Origin of the sequence: Phreatobacter sp. (genome assembly GCF_027532945.1) — a bacterium.
Classification (GTDB): Bacteria; Pseudomonadota; Alphaproteobacteria; order Rhizobiales; family Phreatobacteraceae; genus Phreatobacter.
The window spans coordinates 159,174-177,503 of sequence record NZ_JAPZTZ010000009.1; the positions used below are offsets into that span (position 1 = coordinate 159,174).

Below are 18,330 nucleotides of genomic sequence, written 5' to 3' on the forward strand. Positions count from 1 at the left end.
CCGCCCTGTGCCATTTCAGACGATGCCGCAGCGGTCGAGGGCCTCAGCCACCGGCATGATGGCGATACCCCGGTCGAGTGCGCCGGCGACCGTCGCCTCCAGGATCCGCGCTGTCGTGCCAAAGGGGGTCGGGGTATCGCAGACGTCGTGGGTGAATAGGACGAGCCAACCGCCGTCCCGCGCCAGCCGGTCGAGCCAGGCATCCATCGACACCGCCGCCAGCGACCGCTCGCTGATCTCAACCGACTTCAGGAAATCGAGGTCCGTGCGGCCCGCATTGATGCCGGCCATGACCGAGCGGCTCGCCCGCACGGTGCGCGACAGCCAGCGCTTCTGCGGCAGCCCGCAGATTCCATAGGGATAGGCGTAGGATTCATTGGACAGGCTGGGCACGAGCCGGCGCAAGGCTGCGCGATTGGCGGCGAGGTCTGCCGCGAAGTCGCCGGCCGTCATGGCCGCGGCCGGGCGATGGGCATGGCCGTGCAGCGCCATCTCGTGGCCGCGCGATGCGAGGTCCATCACCGCGTCCGCCCCCGCCACGGTCCACAGGTCGCTGTGGCGCTCGAACAGGCCGGAGGCCACGTAGAAGGTGCCGCGAACCCCGTGCGCCTCGAGAATGCGGCCGCCCTCGGTGCCGGCCGTGCGCGGAAAATCGTCGAAGGTGATGGACAGGATGGGCCTGTCGGGTCGGATGTCGCCGGTGCGGAAGGCGATGCGGCGGCCCACCGCGTGGTTGATCCGCGCGAGGAGCCCGCCATCGCGGGCCGATGTCGCATCGTCGGGGCCGATCGCCGCGGCTTGAGCCGCTGTTTGGACCGGCATCGTCGGGTGTCCTTGCGTCAAATTGAAATCCCTCGCCCAGAGGCCGTGAGCGCATCTGACCTGTTTTCGCACAGTTTACGGTACGTTACCGGACTGGCGCGATAACATCAGCAATGGGTGCGCCAACGCCGTCGTCGCTGTGACCCCGGGACGGCAAGGACCTTGCTCCGACAGGCGCAGATCGCCCCGAACCGGTGCTTTGCGCGCCAGTTCTGAACCAGGATGGAACGGTGACCCTCGCCATGTCCCGCGACGAGACGTCCACCACGCCGCCCGCTGCCCCGGTGCGCAGCCCGCTCCTCGATGCCGCCGCCGTGCGCGCCGTCGTCGTCGTGCCAACCTTCCGGCGGCCAGTGATGTTGGATGAGACACTGGCCTCGCTGGCTGCTCAGCGCACGGCGCGCGCATTCGCGGTCGTGGTGGTGGAGAACGAGGCCGTCGGCCGCGAGGGCCTGGCCGTCGCCGGCCGCTGGCTTGCCGGCGGTTCCCTGGAAGGCGAGGCCATCGTTGAGACGGCGCAGGGCAATGTCCACGCGATCAATGCTGGCTTCGCCCACGCCCTCGCCAGCTTCCCGGGCGCGACCCATATCCTGATGATGGATGACGACGAGGTCGCGACTCCCGACTGGCTGGACCTGATGGTCGCCGCGGCCGAGCGCGAGGATGCCGATGTCGTCGGCGGGCCGGTTGTGCCGCGTTTCCGCGCCGAAGCACCGTCCGTGCTCCGCCATCATCCCGTCTTCTGGCCGAGCCATCATCGTACCGGCCCGGTGCCGATGATCTATGGCACCGGCAATTGCCTGATGCATCGCCGTGTCTTCGAGCGCCTTGGCGCCAAACCACTCGACACACGGTTCAACTTCCTCGGCGGCGGTGACATGGACTTCTTCACCCGCTGCCGCCTCGCGGGCTTCCGCTCCTGGTGGGTGGAGGAGGCGCTGATCACCGAGACGGTGCCGGCCGAGCGTGCCCGGATCGCCTGGGTGTTGAAGCGCGGCCTGCGCATCGGCTCGATCAACCGCGCCGTCGACCTGAAGCGGGCCGGCGAGGCCGGCCGCTGGAAGATCCTCGCCAAGGACGTCGCCATCGTGCCGCTGGCCTTCGCCCGCGCCACGCTCACGCTGCTGCGCACCGGCAATCCGGTGGTTGCCGCCCATCCGCTCGCCGTGTCGGCGGGGCGGATCGGAGCCTGGTTCGGGGTCGAGCAGCAGCCCTACAAGGCCGGAGCCACCACGTGAGCGTCCTGTCCAGCCCCCGGCTCATCCGCCTGCCGACGGAGGACCTAGCCGAGTTGATGCGCTGGGGCCGCCTGGCGGTCTTTGCCGGCACGCTGCTCCTCGCCTGGATTACGCTTGAGCCTTTCGCCGACCTGACGAGCACCGATGTGCTCGAACTCGCCACCGGCCGCGACGGCGCCACCTATCTCGCCTATGGCCTGCTCGCGGCAGCCGGCATGGCCATCGTGCTGCTGACCCAGCCGCGGCTGCTGGCGAGCCTTCTCCATCCGCTGTGGATCCTGCTCGGTGCCTGGCTCTGCGTGACCGTCGTCACATCGGCCGATCCGAACCTGTCGATGAAGCGGCTGATCCTCTTCTTCCTGCTGGCCCTTCTGTGCGCGACGTTGTTCCTGATGCCGCGCGGGCGCAAGCAACTGGCGCTCTTGCTCGTGGTCGCGGCGGGCGTGGTCACCGCGCTCTCGCTGGTCGGCGTGGCGCTGATGCCGGAACTCTCCATTCACCAGGCAACGGATGTGGGCGAGCCGCAGCTCGCCGGTGACTGGCGCGGCATCTTCGCCCACAAGAACACCACCGGCGCCATCTTCGCGATGATCATCTTCATGATGATCTTCGCCATCCGTGCCGGCTATGCCGTCGCAGCTGGACCGATTCTCGCGGCCTCCGTGCTGATCGTCGCCATGTCGGGTGCCAAGAGCTCCACCATGCTCTTTGTCGGCGCCATGCTCATCGCCATCCTGGTCCAGCGGATCCGCAGCGGATTCATCGTCGGCACCATCGCTTTCGCTCCGCTTGTCGTGCTGTCGGTGCTTGGCCCCGGTTCCGTGGTCAGCGACGCGATCGCAGGCGTGGTGCAGAAGCTTCCCTTCGATGCGACCTTCACCGGGCGCGCCGACATCTGGGAACTGGCCCTCGAGAAGATCGCCGAACGGCCGCTGACCGGCTGGGGCTATCAGGCCTACTGGGCGCTGGAGAGCACCCGGTTCGGCCAGGAGGACACCACCCAGTGGGCCGGCCACGCCGCCCATGCGCATAACGGCTATATCGATGCGGCGCTCAATATGGGCCTGCCCGGCCTCGCCCTGACGCTCATCGTCTTCGTCATCATGCCGCTGCGCAACTATCTGGCCGCCCGTCGCGGCGGCGCGGATCCCGCACTGCTGCTCATGCTCATGCAGATCTGGCTGTTCGGCGTCTACCTGTCGGTGATGGAGAGCTTCATGTACCTGCGCTTCCATCCGACCTGGATCACCTTCCTCTTCGCGGTCTTCGGCCTGCACTATCTCGCGAGGCGGCCGCATGTCGCGTCCTGACGCGCCGGCCCGGCTGGACGTCCTTGTCTCCGAGACGGCCGCGCCCTGCGGCGTCGAGGCGTTTGCCCGCCGCCTCGCGGCGACCGCCGGCGACCGCGCCGCAACGCGCCCGCTTGGCACCGAACCGCCGGCGGAGGCCGGCGTGCTGGTGCTGAACCTGCCTGTGGTCGCCTGGAAGAAGCGCCTCGTGGAGCCGATCACGGCTGCGGGGCGGGCTCGCGCTGCCGGTCGCCCGGTGCTCATCGTGCTGCATGAATGGGCCGATCTCGACTGGAAGCGGCGGGCGAGCTACGCGCCGCTGCTGCCGCTGGCCTCCGCGATTCTGTTCTCCTCGCCCGAGGTTGCCGCGCAATTCGCCGCAAGCCCGCAATCCCGCCTCGCGCCGAAGCGGCGTGGCATCGTGCCCATTCCGCCGAACGTCATCCTGCCCGAGCACCTGCCCGAGACGGAACTGAGCCGGCTCATGGCCGCCGAGCGCCACCGTGGCCGGCTTGTGCTTGGCCATTTCGGCTCGATCTATCCGCGCAAGCAATCGGCCCAGATCCTCGACCTGACGGCGACGCTGGTCCAACGCGGGGCCGACCCCTTCGCCATCTTCCTTGGCTCCTTCGTCAAGGGGCAGGACGACGTGGAAGGCGATTTCCGCGCCCGCGCCAGGGCCCTCGGCGTCGAGGATCGAATCCATGTCAGCGGCTATATCGCCGATGACGCCGACCTCTTCGCCGCTTTCGCCGAAGTCGACGTCTTCGCCTATCTCTTCGCCGAAGGCCTCACCAGCCGGCGCGGCAGTGTCCTGGCCTGCGCCATGTCCGGCCGTCCGGTGGTCGTGAACGCGCCGGAGACGGCGGGGGCCTTCGACCACCACCCGACCTATCGTCGTCTGCTCGACGAGGGGCGGCTGAGGCTGGTTCCAACCCATGCCGGGCTCCATGAGGTCGCCGAGGCCATCGAGGCCGCCGCCGCTGCGCCACGCTCGCCGGGCCAGCTTGATGTCGAGAGCGCCTGGCGCGATGCGCTCGCGGCCCTCGACGCGGTTCTCGCCGCCTGAGCCGATCCTGCAACTCCTGACACGACGAAGGCCGCGGATTGCTCCGCGGCCTTTTTCGGTCGGCGCTGGCCACGAACCTTCAGAAGGCATTGTCGTAGGCTTTGCGTGAGAAGACCGTGCGGAACAGGATCTCGATGTCGAGCAGGATCGACCAGTTGTCGATGTAGAACAGGTCGTGCTCGACGCGCGCCTTCATCTTGGCGTCAGTGTCGGTCTCGCCGCGCAGGCCATGGACCTGCGCCCAGCCGGTGATGCCCGGCTTGACGTTGTGGCGACGGGCATAGAGGGCGATGCGCTCGTCGAACTCGCGGTCATGGGCGATGGCGTGGGGACGCGGTCCCACCAGCGACATCTGCCCGGCCAGCACATTGAGCAGCTGCGGCAGCTCGTCGAGATTCCAGCGGCGCAGCACGCGGCCGACGCGGGTCACGCGCTGGTCGTTGCGGGTGGCCTGACGCACCACGTCGCCGTCGTCCATGACGGTCATGGTGCGGAACTTCACGATCTGGAACTCGCGCTGGTTGAAGCCGAGGCGGCGCTGGCGGAACAGCACCGGGCCGGGGCTGTCCAGCTTGATGGCGAGGGCGATGAGCATCAGCACCGGCGTGAACATGAACAGGGCGAAGGAGCCGAGCGCGAGGTCGAGGGCGCGCTTCAGCGTCACCTCGCCGGCCGTCAGCGGCGACCGGCCGAGCTGCAGGCTGGCGATGCCGCCGGCCTTGGCGATGTGGATGTCCTGGAAGCGGTCGAAGATGCGCTCGGGGCCGAGATGGATGGTCACCGGGATGCGCATGAACCCATCGACCAGCCGGTCAATCGTCTCGGTCTCCGACCAGGGCACGATGATCAGCACGTCGTCGAGCTGCATGTCGCGCGCCTGGCTGGCGATGCGGGCAATGTCGTCGCGGCTGACCGGGCCGCCGGCGGGGGCGAGCAGGCCCGTGCCAGCGATGTGCATGCCGGCATTCCACGGCTGGTAGCGCATGGCGAAGGCGGTCACGTCCTCCTCGCGGCCGACCAGCATGACCCGGCGCGCCGGGATGATGCCGATCTTCGAGCCGAGGGTCATCATCCGGCGGGCCGCGCCGCGGGCGATGAAGATGGCCGGCAGGCCGAGGACGAAGCTGAGCGTGACCGCGACACGCGAGAAGTTCTCGGTGGTCTTGGTGGCGAATGCGAAGGCGATGAGAATGACGAAGGTGGCGCTCCAGAGGGTCAGCGTCGTGCCGAAATCGCGGCGCACGCCGACATAATGGCCGATCTGGTACTGGCCGCGTACGGCATTGAGCAGCACGAAGGTGCTGGCCAGCACCGCCGCGAGCGCAACTTGCGACTGCGAGGTCCACCATTCGCCGCTCGATGCGCGGGCATAGAGGACGGAGATCAGGAAGGAAGCGCCGGCGATGACCATCCAGTCGATGGCGCCGGTGGCGAGTTTGAGCGCGAACCGCGTCCAGGCATAGCCGCCACGGTTGCGGCGGGTGATGGCGCCTGCGGCGAGATCCAGTTCCTTCAGCGTCATGGCGAGGTGCCTCGTGCCATTCTGCGGCAGCTCTGTCCCGGGCGGGGACGCTGTCGCAGGGTCGCACTGATCCTTGCAGGCCTCATGCCGCGTCGCTCCCTCGCGCCATCCCGCGTCGCCTGACGAGGGCACTGACGCGGTCCACGACGGTCCGCCGCGCCTGCGGCGGCGTCATGTCGTGGTCCGCCGCCGGCACCACCGTGATCGGTGGAATGCCCTGGCGGAGGAGCCAGCGTCCGCCGCTGCCGAAATGCAGGGAGAGATCGCCAAGCCCGGCGTCGTTCTCCGAGAAGATGAGGTCCATTGCGACACGCCGTTGTGACAGCGCGCGCATGAGCAGGCGCGCCTGCCGCGTCTGCTCGGAGGGGCGGATCGCGGCGACACGCTGGCCGATCCGCCGGCTGAACTCGCGGACGAGGGGCAGGACCTTGCGCTCGCCGGTGAGGATGCGCTTCCAGGCGCGCGCCTCGAACACCTTGCCGGCATAGCTGGAGGCTAGCGGATAGGCCGAGGCGATGGCCTCCTCGACGGTCTCGCCGGGACGCCAGACGAAGCGCTGGATGTTGACGAGGATCAGCCCGCTGATGCGCGGGTCGGCCGCAGCATGGTTAAGGGCGAGATAGGCGCCGGAGCAGGCGCCGAGCATCGTCAGCTCGCCATAGCCTCGGGCGGCGATCAGGTCGACGCCGTCGGTGACCTGGCTCGCATTGGCGGGGTGGTAGAGGACGGCGTCCACCGTGTCAGGGGCGCCCGGCCTGTCGCGGCCATCGCCGATGCCGGCGAGGTCCATGCGCAGCGAAGCGACGCCCTGGGCGGCGAGTTCGCGCGCCAGAAGCACGCCGGAGCGGGCCCAGCCGACATGCGAATTGCGGCCGGCATTGACGATGATGAGGGCCGGCTGGCCCTCGGCGGGCACATTCGGCTCGCACAGGACGCCGAACAGCCGCCCGGCCTCGCCGAAGACGACGGCTTCCTCGGTGAAGCCCGGACCGGAGAGGCGCGCCGGCTCGAGCGGTTCGGCCGGGCGCAGCGTCCGGGCCGGAAGGGTGTCGAGCCAATCGCCCGCGCGCGCGATCACCTCATGCGGCGTCGTCGCCATGGTCGGGCTCAGCGAGATCGCCTCGAAGCCGCTGACGGGTTCGATAGCGAGGTCCTGGCGCGCCGGCCAGCTCGTCGCCAGCGACGTGGCGTCGGCGGCGCCGGGCCGGTGGAGGACCAGCGTCGGCACGGCAGGCGGCACCTGCCGTCCAAGATCGACGGTGCGGATCGCCGCCAGGGTCTCGTTGGTGGTGGTCAGGCCGGCAATGAGCAGCCCGTCCTCGGTTGCCGTGGCGTCGGGATCGAGGCGTGCGCCCTCGGCGAGGGCGCGGGCGGTCAGGGCGAGTTCGCGCGCATAGACGCGTCCCTTGACCACGGGATCGAGCAGCATCAGGCCGGCGAAGCTCTCACAGCCCGTGGCCGCAAGCGTCGCGATGGCCGCACCGAAACGCAGCCCGCCCATCACGATGCCTGAGGCACCGCCCTTTGCGACGAGGAAAGAGGCGGCTGCGCGCGCAGCACCCACCCACGCATCGAGGCGTCCGGGATCCGAGTCGGAGCCGAGCGAATCCGCCGTGCCCGGCAGGTCGAAGCAGAGCACCGCATGGCCCCGTTCGGCGAGGCTTTCCGCGAGGATCCGCAGGCTCTTCGTGGCGGCCAGCGCTTCGACGCCATGCGGCGGCACCAGGACGACGCCAAGGCCCGAGGCGCGGGAGGCGTCGGGTCGGTGCAGTTTGCCGAGGAGCCCGTTGAAGGTGACCGGAATCATGCGGCGTGCTCGTAGGCGACGGGATGGCTGTTGAGGGCCGTGACCCGGCCCCCCGTGGCGGCGGGCGAGCCATGCCGCCGCACCAGCGGCACGACGCGGGTCTCGCCGGGGGCGAGGCAGAAGCCCTCGTCGGTCGCGCGGAAGGCCGGGTCCTCGACGGTGACGGCATGGGCGAAACGGTCGGCGACGAGGACGAGCGCTAGGCCGGCTTCGCCATGGACAGCCTTGGCCGAGAGGCCGATCTCGCCGGGTGCGACGGCGCAGCCCGGCAGGACATGGCTCGCCTCGGCGAGAAGCTCTCCCGTCGACGGGTCGTGAAGCCGGGCGAGCGTCGCCCCATGCGCGCGAGGCCCGAAACGGTAGGCATGCGCGACATCGAAGAAGCGACCGAAAAGCGCGTGGCTCGACAGGCTGATGGCCTCACCGGCGGCGAGCGTCAGGTCGCGTTCGGCACGGGCGAGGGGATGGGGGCCCTCGCCATAGGACGCCAGTGTCAGCCGCACCGCGCGCGTCTCGCGCGTCTCGTTGACGAGGTGGACGCCGAGACCGTTCAGCCCCTCATCGGTGAGGCCGAGATGCAGCGGACGGAAGGCACGGCGCAGGGCGTGCCATGTCGATTTTGGCTCACCCAGCTGGTCGATGAGGCCCCAGCCCGCGCCCGGCTTCATGTCGGCGAGGAGCCAGACGAGGCCACCCCGGCAGCGCGATCCGGCCCGGCGCCACTCGGCGAAGACGGCCTCCATGAGGATGGCGGGAGCGGCGCGGCCGAGCGCCAGCCAGCGTTCCGGGTCCGATGCGCGCAACGTCGCCGGATCGACGCCGAAGAGCGTACCGACATAATGGTCGCGGACGTCCTCGAAATCCCAGTCGGCGCCGGCATCGCGCGGCACACCGGAGGACCAACGGGCCGTATCGGCGGGATCCATGCCCTGGAGGGCCAGGGAAGTGGCGGAGGGAACGGCCGCGAAGGCGAGGCATTCGGAGGCGAAGCGCACATCCGACCGACGCGCATCCTCGATGGGGCGGCGATAGGCGCCGACGCCGAAATAGTGGGTCACGCCGGCATCGGTGACGAAGGGCAGGGCGCCCCCCCAGGGCGTATGCGGGACATAGGCCGCCTGCGGCGCAAGATCAGCGACGAGCTCCGGCAGGCGCGCCTCGAAAAAGGGCATGGCGGCCTGATCGGGCTTGAGGCCAAGCATGGTCGCCTGCTGCGCCATCTCGCTGCCGCCACACACGACGGCCAGCGACGGCGAGCCCGCGAGCCGGCCAAGGAGATGCTGCACCTCCGCCTCGACTAGGGCGCGAAACGCCGGATCCTCGGTCGGATAGTCGAAATTCGCGAAGGGCAGGTCGTGCCAGACCAGCAGGCCCAGCTCGTCGCAGGCCGAATGGAACGCCAGGCTCTCCGGTCCCATTGTGCCGGAGAGGCGGATCATGGTCATGCCGGCATCGCGGGCGAGTTTCAGCAGCGGCCGCGGATCGGCGACGCCCGGCGCTGCCGGGTCCGGCGGTGTCCACGACGCGCCGCGGCAGAAGACCGGCACGCCGTTGATGACGAGGCCGAAGCCCTGGCCATCGGGACTGCGATCGACGGCGAGCGTCCGGAAACCGACGCAGCCCTCATCGATGATGCGACCACCGATGCGAAGCTGCACGCCATGCATCGCAGGCTCGCCAAGGCCGTTCGGCCACCACGGCGCCACATCGGCAACCAGCAGCCGGCCCGCATGGGCGTTGTCGTCGCCCGGATGCAGCGCCTCGGAACGGCCGGCACACAGCACCTCGACCGCGCTGTCCACGGGCCGGTCGAAAGTCACCGCGACATCGAGCACACCGTCGCCACCCACAAGCTGCGCATGGAGCCTCAGCGACACCAGGCGCGCGGCACCGGTCTCCGGCAATACAAGGACATCCTGCCAAGGACCGATCACCGCGACCTCCGGCGACCAGCCGGGCATGTGGCCGAGCGTGGTTGTGCGGATGAGCCGCAGCGTGCCGGGCTGGATCATCATCGGGCGCCAGCGGGCCCGCGGGCCCTTGGCCGCGCCAAGAACCGGGTTCAGCGCCGGGAAACGGATGGCGATGGCATGGCGACCGGCCGGGCAGGCGATAACGGTCGGCACATACATGGACGCGATGGTCGCGGCCGGAACACCGTCAAGGAAGATCTCCGCAGGCGCGGTCAGCCCCTCGAACCGGATCGTCGCCGGTGCATCGAGAACGACGTCGCGGCGATACCAGACATCGAGGTCATGCAGCCCGGAGGCAGTGCCAGGCGAAAGGCGTCCTGCGGCGATCAACGCCTGCTCGGCCGTGCCGGGGACAGCGGCTGCGATCCAGTCGGCTGCTGCCGCAAGGCCCTCGGGTGTCGTCGCCGATCCTGCCGCAACGACCGCCATGAGCCAGTCCGCGGCGAGCGGCACGGCGGGCGCGTGCGTGTCGTGGCGAACCGGATCCATGGGGTCCTCAGGAGGCGGCGCGCACCAGCGGCCGCGTCTCGGCTGCGGGGAAGCGGAAGGCCGCCGCGAGGCTCTCCATGAGGGCGTCGTAATGGTCGGCGACCTCGGCCAGAGCCGGGGCGAGCGCGTCGTATTTCTTGCGCGCCAGCGCCCGCGCCAGCAGGAACTGGAAGGTCTTCATCCCGTTCGCCATGGCCGCGCAGCGCGCGATGGCAGGATCGAGGCCGGCTACGCCCTGCCGCCCGAGCCAGCCGAGATGGGCGCCGAGCAGGGCGATGTTGGCGCCGAACTGACGGGCCGAGTTGAAGGCATAGGGGTGGAACGAGCAGGGCGGCTGCGTCGCCAGCCAGGCAAGATCGGACGGCAGGGCTTCCGCATAGGCGCGCACCGGGTTGCGCGTCGGTCGGCGCGCCCAGTGCCCGGCGAGGCGGGCGAGAGCGGCCTCCTTCAGCGCCCGGCCGGAGAGGCCCGGGCCTGCGATCTTCACGAACTCGGTATAGGGCGGCAGCACCGGTGTCGGCACGGAGCCAAAGCCGAGGGCCTGCTCGACATCCTCGCCCGCCATCTCGAAGTAGCCGGCATTGTGGAAATAGCCGAGGCTCGCCGTGGCGCGGTCGAAGCGGTTGACCGCGATCGTCGTCTTCGAATGGTCGACCCGATAGGTCACGCCCTTGGTGTCCGGCAGGAAATGCGCGTCGACCTCGACGAGCACCAGCCGGCCGCGGGCGACCTGCTCCTCGATGTGATCGACCAGCGGCCGGTAGATCGACAGCTCCTGCAGGTCGAGGCCGAACAGGCTGTCGAGATCGCCGTTCGGCATCTTGAAGAAGGTGAACTGGTCGCCCTCGAAATCCTGCGCCAGCGTCATGCCCAGCCCCGCCTCCGGCTCGCGGCCGAGGGCGTGGAGGACCTCGATGAGGAGGTCGGTGTGGCAGTTGGTCTCCGGCCAGGCCACGGCCGCGTCATGCAGCGCATGACGGGCGTGGGTGGCGGCGGTGAGATGGGGCAGGACGGCCTTCATGGGATCACAGGCCCAGCGTCTGGCGCAGCGAGGCCGGCCAGCGCTTCACATTCGTGCCGTAGTGCTTGAGCAGGGCGAGGATCACCCGCTCGTGGCCGAAGCCGACACAGGCCGTGTGCGCCACTTCGCCATCGGACGTGGTGAGGCCGAAGGTCTTGCCGAAATGGTCCTGGTGATAGTTGAAGGAGAGGCAGGCCGTGGGCTTCTCCTCGCTCTCGATGGCGATGAGCAGCTCGAACTTCAGCCGCTGGTCACGCTGGTTGACCGCCAGCATCTTCCCCGTCCGGCCGAAGAAGGGATCGTTGGCGACATCGACGGTGAACGGCAGGCCGAGCTCGCCGATCAGCGCCTGGCCGCGCTCGAGCCAGGAGGCGCGGAACTCGGTCACCTGGTCCGGGGTGCCCATGCGCACATATTCGCGCATGCGGAAGAACTGCTGGCGCGCCGGGTCCTGCGAGGGCTCGTGGCGGAAGCAGTAGGAGAGCAGGTCGAACAGGCGGCCCTCGGCGGGCAAGTCGCCGCGCTTGGCCGCCGTCGGATAGAGCGGATAGCAGGCGGCCGGCGTCAGCACGATCTCGCTGGCCTTCTGGCCGGCCGTCCAGTCGCCGCCCTGTTCGATGGTCTGCAGCAGGCTGACATGGTCGGCCGGGTTGCCGCAGAAGCAGTGCACCGTGCCGGCGAGCTGCGGGAAGCTCTTCATGTAGCCGGACTTCTCGAAGATCGAGCGGGCCATGGCCGGCGGGAAGCGCACGACCTCGGCCTCGTCGGCGGCGCCGTAGCGGCTGACGAGGGCCTGGAAGCCGTCGCCAATGGCCTCGAACAGGCCAGAGCGGCCATAGAGGCCGTCCACGCCGGTCTCGATCAGCAGGCCCTGGTCGAACAGGTCGTCGAGGAACGTCTTGGTCTCGGTCTTGTCGAGCATCGCGTCAGTCCTCCAGGTCGGTGTCGAGGCGCGACATGAGGAGCATGGTCGCGGTGTTTGAAAGGATGCGGTCATTGGCGATCATCAGCGGCGCCGACAGGATGTCGCGCAGCTGGCGGCCGATGGAGAAGGGATTGGCGTTCTTGTAGCCCTGGATGCCGACGATGGTCAGCGCCTCCTGGACCAGGGCGACGGCGCGGCGCGAGGCCTCGACCTTCACGGCGTTCATCGCCACCGCGAAGGCCATCGAGTTGATGGCCGCGTCGTCGTGGCGGGCGGCCTCGAAGCGGGCGATGCCGTCACGCACCAGGGTCTTAAGGCCGGCGAGTTCTGCGGCGGCAGCTGCAAGGCGCGCGGCGCCCGGCGGCACCGCATTCGGCATGCGGCGGGCGGCCTGGCGGACGCTCGCCTGCGCCTTCGACAGCGCCGAACCGGCGATGCCGAACCAGAGAGCGGCCCAGAACAGGTGCGAGCTCGCCAGCATGGACTGCGCGGCGATCTCGGCGAAGGGCTTGGGGAAGACCTGCTCGGCGGGCACGGTCGCAGCCAGCTTGAAGCCGTGCGAGGTGGTGCCGCGCATGCCGAGCGTGTCCCAGGTCGAGGTCTGTTCGAGGCTCGCCTGATGCTTCTCGATGACGACCATGACCTGGTCGGACGAGGCGGCGTCGGGCGCCCGGCGGGCGGTCGCGAGGATCGCGTCGGCATCGAGGCCGTAGGAGATGACGGTCGCGTCCTTCTCGATGCGGACATTGTCGCCATCGGGCACGATGGAGCAGATGGAGTTGCGCAGATCGCCGCCAATGCCGGCCTCGGTCGTCGCCGAGCCGAGCAGGAGCTGCTTCTCAGCCACCTTCTGCATGAAGGCACGATGCCAGTCGCTGTCGAGCCCGTGATGGACGAGGCTCGACGCCTTGATCTGGTGCATGGCGAAGACCATGCCGGAGGCCGAGCAGGCCGCACCCAGCGTGGTGCAGATCTGCGCGATATCGGCGAAGTCAGCGCCTTCACCGCCGAGATGGGCCGGAATCATGATGCCGAGGAGGCGCTCCTCGCGCATGGCGTCGACCGCCTCGCGGGGAAAGCGGGGGTCGCGGTCCACCGCATCCGCATGCGCGGCGGCGACGGTCGCGACGCGCTTGGCGCGGGCGATGAGGGCCGCGGTGCGCGGGGTGGCATCGGGTTCCGACCGGTCCAGCATGGCTCAGGCTCCGACCTTCTCGCCCTTCAGCTCTTCGAGAGCGGCAGTGATCGAGGCGATGGAGGAGAAAAGCCGGCGGTTCAGCATCCGCTCGGGGAATTCGATGTCGAAGGCTTCCTCCAGCGCCAGCATGAGCTGGACGGAGCCGAAGGAGGTCATCCCGGCCTCGTAGAGGTCGCTGGCGTCGACGAGACCGTCCACGCCGCCCGGCAGCTCCACCGTGCGGGCGATGATCTCTCTGACCTGACTGTTCATTTCGGATCGCTCCTGTGGGCGATCCCCGTTCCCGAGGATCGATGTGATACATTTGAACGAGGTAATCAACGTTTGATTACCGCTAGCGTTAACCGCGGAACCTTCGGCTGGATGCCAGAAACACCGTGTTACCGTTGCGTGAGCACGCCGGTGGCCAGGGCCTGTTTCCAGTCGAGACAGCGCGGTGCTGTCGGGATGTCCTGTGCAAGATGGACGCCGCCGTCCTGAGGGGCCGAACGCAGTCATTTTCGCCGGTCTGACGGCTCTTTTTCCGCGGTCTGGCCAGACAGGCACGGGCCGTTAAGACCTCATCAACGATGATCTGTGCCAAAATGGCGAGATACCATCCTTCAGGCCGGGTATGGCTCCACTGTGTCGCCATGTCTGCGCAACGTGGGACATCTGCGGCCACCCGGGGTCGTGCCTGACGTCGAATCCGGGCAAGGTTGGTCGGGCCGAACGCGATGGCTCCATGGCGTTCTCGGCCGATTTCATCAAAGCGATTTTCACATGTCGGGCATCCTTCTCCTGCTGGCGCAGTCGGTCGTCTACTTCACCGTCATGGCAGCACTATTTCGCGGCCGATCCGTCCTCGGCCTTGGCGCCTTCTTTTGCGCCCTCGGCGTGATGCATTTCCTCGAGACCTATCTCGCAGCCGTTTTCTTCATCGAGCTGCCTTTCGGTTTGATCTCGCCGGGTTCGACCGTTCTTTTCTCCGGCAAGCTCGCCATCATCCTGCTGTTCTACATCCGCGAGGATGCGGAGGCGGTGCGCCAGCCCATCTACGGCCTGCTCATCGGCAATTTCCTGATGGTGGCGCTGGTCGCCATGCTGCGGCTGTCGGGCCCGCCCGTATCGCTGCCGGGCTACAATCCGGACCTCGCGCTGATCGACCAGATGGGCCTGCTGATGGTGTGGGGCACGACGCTGCTCTTCATCGACGCCATCGCGCTCATCCTCATCTATGAGCGCCTGCGCGGGCTTCTCGCGCGGTCCCTGGTGGTCAGGGCCTGGCTGAGCCTTGCCATCATCCTCACCTTCGACCAGGTCGCCTTTTTCGTAGGCCTCCATTGGGTGACGGGAACGCCCTGGAGCGCGCTGTTCGGCGGCTGGATCGCCAAGATGGGGGCGGCTGTCGTCTATGCCGCCTGCATCGGCATCTATCTGGCGGTCTTCGAGCGCAAGGCGGAGGAGACGGCGCCGCAACCGCTGGCCGACATCTTCCACAAGCTCACCTACCGGCACAAATACGAAGTCCTGCTCGGCGCGACGAGCCGGGATGCGCTGACTGGCGCCTTGACGCGCGAGCGCTTCACGGCGCTCGCCCCCGCCATGCTGGCCCAGGCCATCGACAGCGGCAGGCCGTGCAGCCTGCTGATGATCGATGCCGATCATTTCGAGCAGATCAACGACAGCCTGGGTCACATTGCCGGTGACGCCGTCTTGCGGCGGATCGTCGAGACTATCCGCGGCCACATTCGCGCCGACGATCGCCTCTTCCGCTATGGCGGCGAGGAGTTCGTCATCCTCGCCCCCGACCTCGCGGCCACAGCTGCCCGGATGACGGCGGAGCGTATTCGCCAGGCGGTCGCGGAGGCGCTAGCCGATGCGGGCGCCCCCGCGCCGACCATCAGCGTCGGCGTGGCGACGGCGCCGGACGAGGGAAGGGGCCTGGAGGTCCTGCTGCGGCCGGCGGATTCGCGGCTCTATGAAGCCAAGCGCCTCGGCCGCAACCGGGTGGTCGCGGGGCCAGCCTTGGATGACGCCAGAGCGACGATGTCGTGAAAAGGGGCCGGGCAATCCGGCCGTTTGGTAGCGGGAGGCAGAGTCGAACTGCCGACCTCAGGGTTATGAATCCTGCGCTCTCACCAACTGAGCTACCCCGCCCCAAAGGGGCCGCAGGACCGGTGAACCAGCCTTGCGAGAGCGCGGATATAAGGTCCGGGCTCAAGGGGTGTCAAGACGATCGCCGTGGCTTCTTCCACCGATCGTCGGGGCGGCCCGGCAAACCGCTCGCCGGGGTTTGAGACTGCCGTTGTGCTGTCAGCCGCCGGCCTTCTTGAAGCGGACCAGGGTGAACAGCCCGCCGAAACCCGCCGGCTTCTTCTCGACCATGGTCAGCTCCTTTTCGCCCATGACGCGCTCGAAGGAGAAGTCGGGATGCCAGCCGAGCTTGTCGCCGAAGGGCGCAGCGGCCTTTTCGATGAGGGCGCGGATGCCGCCCTCGGCCGCAAAATGATTGACCAAGATGACTTCGCCGCCGGGCTTGCAGACCCGGTTGAGCTCGGCCATCACGCCTTCCGGGTCCGGCACCACGGTGATCAGGTACATGGCGACGACGCAGTCGAAGCTGGCATCCCCGAAAGCGAGGCGGCCGGCATCCATCTGCAGGATGCCCTCGACATTGGAGAGGCCCTCGTCCACCCGCTTGCGGGCGATTTTCAGCATGTCGAAGGACAGGTCGAGGCCGATGACGCGGCAATCCTTGCCATAATCGGGCAGGGCGATGCCGGTGCCGACGCCGACCTCGAGGATACGCCCGCCGACGCGCGTCGCGGCGGCCACCGCCGCCTTGCGGCCGGTCGTGGTGATGCGGCCGAAAATCGGATCGTAGATCGGCGCCCAGCGGGCATAGGCCTTCTGGATGGATTGGGCGTCGAGTTCAGCGGCTTGCATCGCAACCCCGGTCAGATCGTGGCCTGGAGAGTGGTGGGAACGGCCGCGGGACGCAGGTCCTGCCGGCGGCGGATGAAGCCGCCGCCGAGGACGCGCGCCGCGCCCGAAACGCCGTCATAAAGAACGCAGGCCTGGCCCGGCGCGACGCCGTCCTCGCCGTCGAGCAGCTCGACCTCCGGCGTCCCATCGACCATGCGCAGCAGCGCCGGGCGTGGCGGACGGGTCGAGCGCACCCGGGCATGACAGGCGAGGGCCTCGCCATTGGCAGGCAGGGCATCGCCCAGCCAGTTGAATTCACGCAGGCCGATCCGGTGGGTCGCCAGCGCCTCGCGCGGGCCGACGATCACCTGCCGGCGCGCTGCATCGAGCCCGACCACATAGAGGGGCTCCGCCGCCGCGATGCCGATGCCGCGGCGCTGGCCGACCGTGAAGCGCATCACCCCGTCGTGTCGGCCAAGCACCCGCCCGTCGACATGGACGATCTCGCCCGCCTCGGCCGCTTCCGGCTTCAGCTTCTCGACGATCGAGGTGTAGCGGCCGGTCGGCACAAAGCAGATGTCCTGGCTGTCGGCCTTGTCGGCGATGGCGAGGCCGAAGCGGCGGGCATGCTCGCGCGTCTCCGGCTTGGTCATGCCGCCGAGAGGAAAGCGCAGCAGGTCGAGCTGCTCGGGCGTGGTGGCGAAGAGGAAATAGCTCTGGTCGCGGTCGGCATCCACCGGCTGGTAGAGCGCGCGGCGGCCGGAGGGCAGGGCGCGGCTCGCGACATAATGGCCGGTCGCCAGGGCGTCGGCGCCGAGATCCCGGGCGGTTGCCAAAAGGTCGGTGAACTTCACGTGGCGATTGCAGTCGATGCAGGGGATCGGCGTCTCGCCATCGGCATAGGACTGGGCGAAGCGGTCGATGACCGCCGCCTTGAACCGCTCCTCGTAGTCGAGGACGTAGTGCGGAATGCCGAGCCGCTCGGCGACGCGGCGGGCGTCGTGGATGTCCTGGCCGGCGCAGCAGGCGCCCTTGCGGTGAATGGCGGCACCGTGGTCGTAGAGCTGCAGCGTCACGCCGACGACGTCGTAGCCCTGCTCGGCCATGAGGCCGGCAACGACCGAGGAATCGACGCCGCCCGACATCGCGACGACGACACGCGTCGCGGAAGGCGGCTTGGCGATGTCGAGGCTGTTCCGCATGCGATCCGACGTCAGGTGAATGCCGCTATATAGGCGGTGCGACGATCCGCGCAAAGCGGTGATGGCGTCTTGTGGCAGTCACCCGCCGGGGCTAAACGCCGCCCATGGCTCCCCGCTACGCTCTCTATGCCGCGCCCGCTCCCGACAGCCCGCTCTGGCGCTTCGGCTCCTCCATCATCGGCTACGATGCGGCGGCGGCCGTCGACATGGCCATTCCGGCCGCTTCGCCCTGCGATTCCGCCGATTGGATGGCGCTGACCGAAGAGCCGCGCCGCTACGGTTTCCACGGTACGCTGAAGGCGCCGTTCGCGCTCGCCGAGGGGGAAAACGAGGCCGGGCTCATCGAGGCGGTCATGCTCTTCGCGGAACGGCGGCGCGCTTTCACGGTGCCGCGGCTGGAGGTTGCGCTTCTCAAGGCCTTCGTCGCCCTTGTGCCGGCCGAGCCCTCCGAGCCGCTTCTCACGCTCGCCGCCGACTGCGTCCGCCATTTCGACCGGTTCCGCGCGCCACTGTCGGAAGCGGACATGGCGCGCCGGCTGAAGGCGCCGCTCACCGAGCGGCAGAAGGCCCATCTCGATGCCTTCGGCTATCCCTACATCTTCGAGGACTTCCGCTTCCACATGACCCTGACGGGCGCGCTGCCCGAGGAGCGACGCGAGGCGATCCGCGCTGCCCTCGCGGGCCAGTATGTGCCGGTGGCCGCGCCGCTTTCCATCGACGCGCTCTGCCTGTTCAAACAGGCGGATCGGGCAGGGCGGTTCACCATCCTCGCGCGCTTCCCCTTCGAGGGCTGACCGCCCGACCGTCTTGCCTTGCCGGGGAGCCTCGCTTAAGCCCGCAACGGCGGTTTCGCCGCGAGAATCCGCGG

General features: G+C 68.8%; 14 protein-coding genes, 1 tRNA gene and 1 pseudogene. 5 read left to right on the forward strand and 11 right to left on the reverse strand.

The genetic code is table 11. From position 1 onward, the window contains the following. Positions 1–15: 15 nt before the first annotated feature. Positions 16–822 (reverse strand): polysaccharide deacetylase family protein, encoded by an 807-nt coding sequence (locus tag O9344_RS07470; protein ID WP_298474778.1) that lies wholly within the window; start codon positions 820–822, stop codon positions 16–18. A gap of 230 nt (positions 823–1,052) precedes the next feature. On the opposite strand from O9344_RS07470, the gene O9344_RS07475 reads away from it, so the two are divergent. Genes O9344_RS07475 through O9344_RS07485 form a run of 3 tightly spaced genes read left to right on the forward strand, consistent with a single transcriptional unit; the run spans position 1,053 to position 4,418 of the window. Further along, positions 1,053–2,060, forward strand: coding sequence for a glycosyltransferase (locus tag O9344_RS07475; RefSeq protein ID WP_298474780.1), 1,008 nt, complete (start codon positions 1,053–1,055; stop codon positions 2,058–2,060). Further along, the gene (locus O9344_RS07480) at positions 2,057–3,370 is read left to right on the forward strand and encodes an O-antigen ligase (protein ID WP_298474782.1); all 1,314 of its coding nucleotides are present in this window, start codon (positions 2,057–2,059) and stop codon (positions 3,368–3,370) included. Before O9344_RS07475 ends, O9344_RS07480 begins: the two co-directional genes overlap by 4 nt. Beyond that, on the forward strand, positions 3,357–4,418 hold the full coding sequence (locus O9344_RS07485; RefSeq protein ID WP_298474784.1) for a glycosyltransferase family 1 protein: 1,062 nt from the start codon (positions 3,357–3,359) through the stop codon (positions 4,416–4,418). Before O9344_RS07480 ends, O9344_RS07485 begins: the two co-directional genes overlap by 14 nt. A gap of 79 nt (positions 4,419–4,497) precedes the next feature. Here O9344_RS07485 and O9344_RS07490 read toward each other — a convergent pair whose 3' ends face one another. From O9344_RS07490 to O9344_RS07520, 7 genes are all read right to left on the reverse strand, one after another. After that, positions 4,498–5,940, reverse strand: coding sequence for an undecaprenyl-phosphate glucose phosphotransferase (locus O9344_RS07490; RefSeq protein WP_298474786.1), 1,443 nt, complete (start codon positions 5,938–5,940; stop codon positions 4,498–4,500). A gap of 82 nt (positions 5,941–6,022) precedes the next feature. Beyond that, on the reverse strand, positions 6,023–7,747 hold the full coding sequence (locus O9344_RS07495; protein WP_298474788.1) for an alpha/beta fold hydrolase: 1,725 nt from the start codon (positions 7,745–7,747) through the stop codon (positions 6,023–6,025). After that, positions 7,744–10,209 carry a glycoside hydrolase family 2 protein gene (locus tag O9344_RS07500; RefSeq protein WP_298474790.1) on the reverse strand — a complete coding sequence of 822 codons (2,466 nt, stop codon included), beginning with the start codon at positions 10,207–10,209 and terminating at the stop codon, positions 7,744–7,746. Before O9344_RS07500 ends, O9344_RS07495 begins: the two co-directional genes overlap by 4 nt. A gap of 7 nt (positions 10,210–10,216) precedes the next feature. Next, on the reverse strand, positions 10,217–11,230 hold the full coding sequence (locus O9344_RS07505; RefSeq protein WP_298474791.1) for a DUF1839 family protein: 1,014 nt from the start codon (positions 11,228–11,230) through the stop codon (positions 10,217–10,219). A 4-nt stretch (positions 11,231–11,234) separates the two neighbouring features. Further along, entirely contained in the window at positions 11,235–12,152 is a 918-nt protein-coding gene (locus O9344_RS07510; RefSeq protein WP_298474793.1) for an amino acid--[acyl-carrier-protein] ligase, read from the reverse strand. Between the two features lie 4 nt (positions 12,153–12,156). Beyond that, the gene (locus O9344_RS07515; RefSeq protein WP_298474795.1) at positions 12,157–13,350 is read right to left on the reverse strand and encodes an acyl-CoA dehydrogenase family protein; all 1,194 of its coding nucleotides are present in this window, start codon (positions 13,348–13,350) and stop codon (positions 12,157–12,159) included. 3 nt (positions 13,351–13,353) lie between these two features. Continuing rightward, positions 13,354–13,605 carry an acyl carrier protein gene (locus tag O9344_RS07520; protein ID WP_298474798.1) on the reverse strand — a complete coding sequence of 84 codons (252 nt, stop codon included), beginning with the start codon at positions 13,603–13,605 and terminating at the stop codon, positions 13,354–13,356. 510 nt (positions 13,606–14,115) lie between these two features. Here O9344_RS07520 and O9344_RS07525 point away from each other — a divergent pair. After that, positions 14,116–15,390 (forward strand): GGDEF domain-containing protein, encoded by a 1,275-nt coding sequence (locus tag O9344_RS07525; RefSeq protein WP_298474800.1) that lies wholly within the window; start codon positions 14,116–14,118, stop codon positions 15,388–15,390. Positions 15,391–15,415: 25 nt separating this feature from the next. Here the strand turns inward: O9344_RS07525 and O9344_RS07530 are convergent. The 3 genes and pseudogenes from O9344_RS07530 to mnmA form a co-directional block, all read right to left on the reverse strand. Beyond that, a tRNA-Met gene (locus O9344_RS07530) sits at positions 15,416–15,492 on the reverse strand. A gap of 156 nt (positions 15,493–15,648) precedes the next feature. Beyond that, positions 15,649–16,281, reverse strand: a complete 633-nt coding sequence (locus O9344_RS07535; protein WP_298474802.1) for a class I SAM-dependent methyltransferase — start codon at positions 16,279–16,281, stop codon at positions 15,649–15,651. A 65-nt stretch (positions 16,282–16,346) separates the two neighbouring features. Beyond that, positions 16,347–17,462 (reverse strand): annotated as a pseudogene (gene mnmA, locus O9344_RS07540) (tRNA 2-thiouridine(34) synthase MnmA); the annotation flags it as partial. 104 nt (positions 17,463–17,566) lie between these two features. Between mnmA and O9344_RS07545 the strand changes: the two are divergent. Next, positions 17,567–18,256: a DUF1045 domain-containing protein gene (locus O9344_RS07545; protein ID WP_298474804.1), complete on the forward strand. Its 690-nt coding sequence runs from the start codon at positions 17,567–17,569 to the stop codon at positions 18,254–18,256. Positions 18,257–18,330 lie beyond the last annotated feature (74 nt).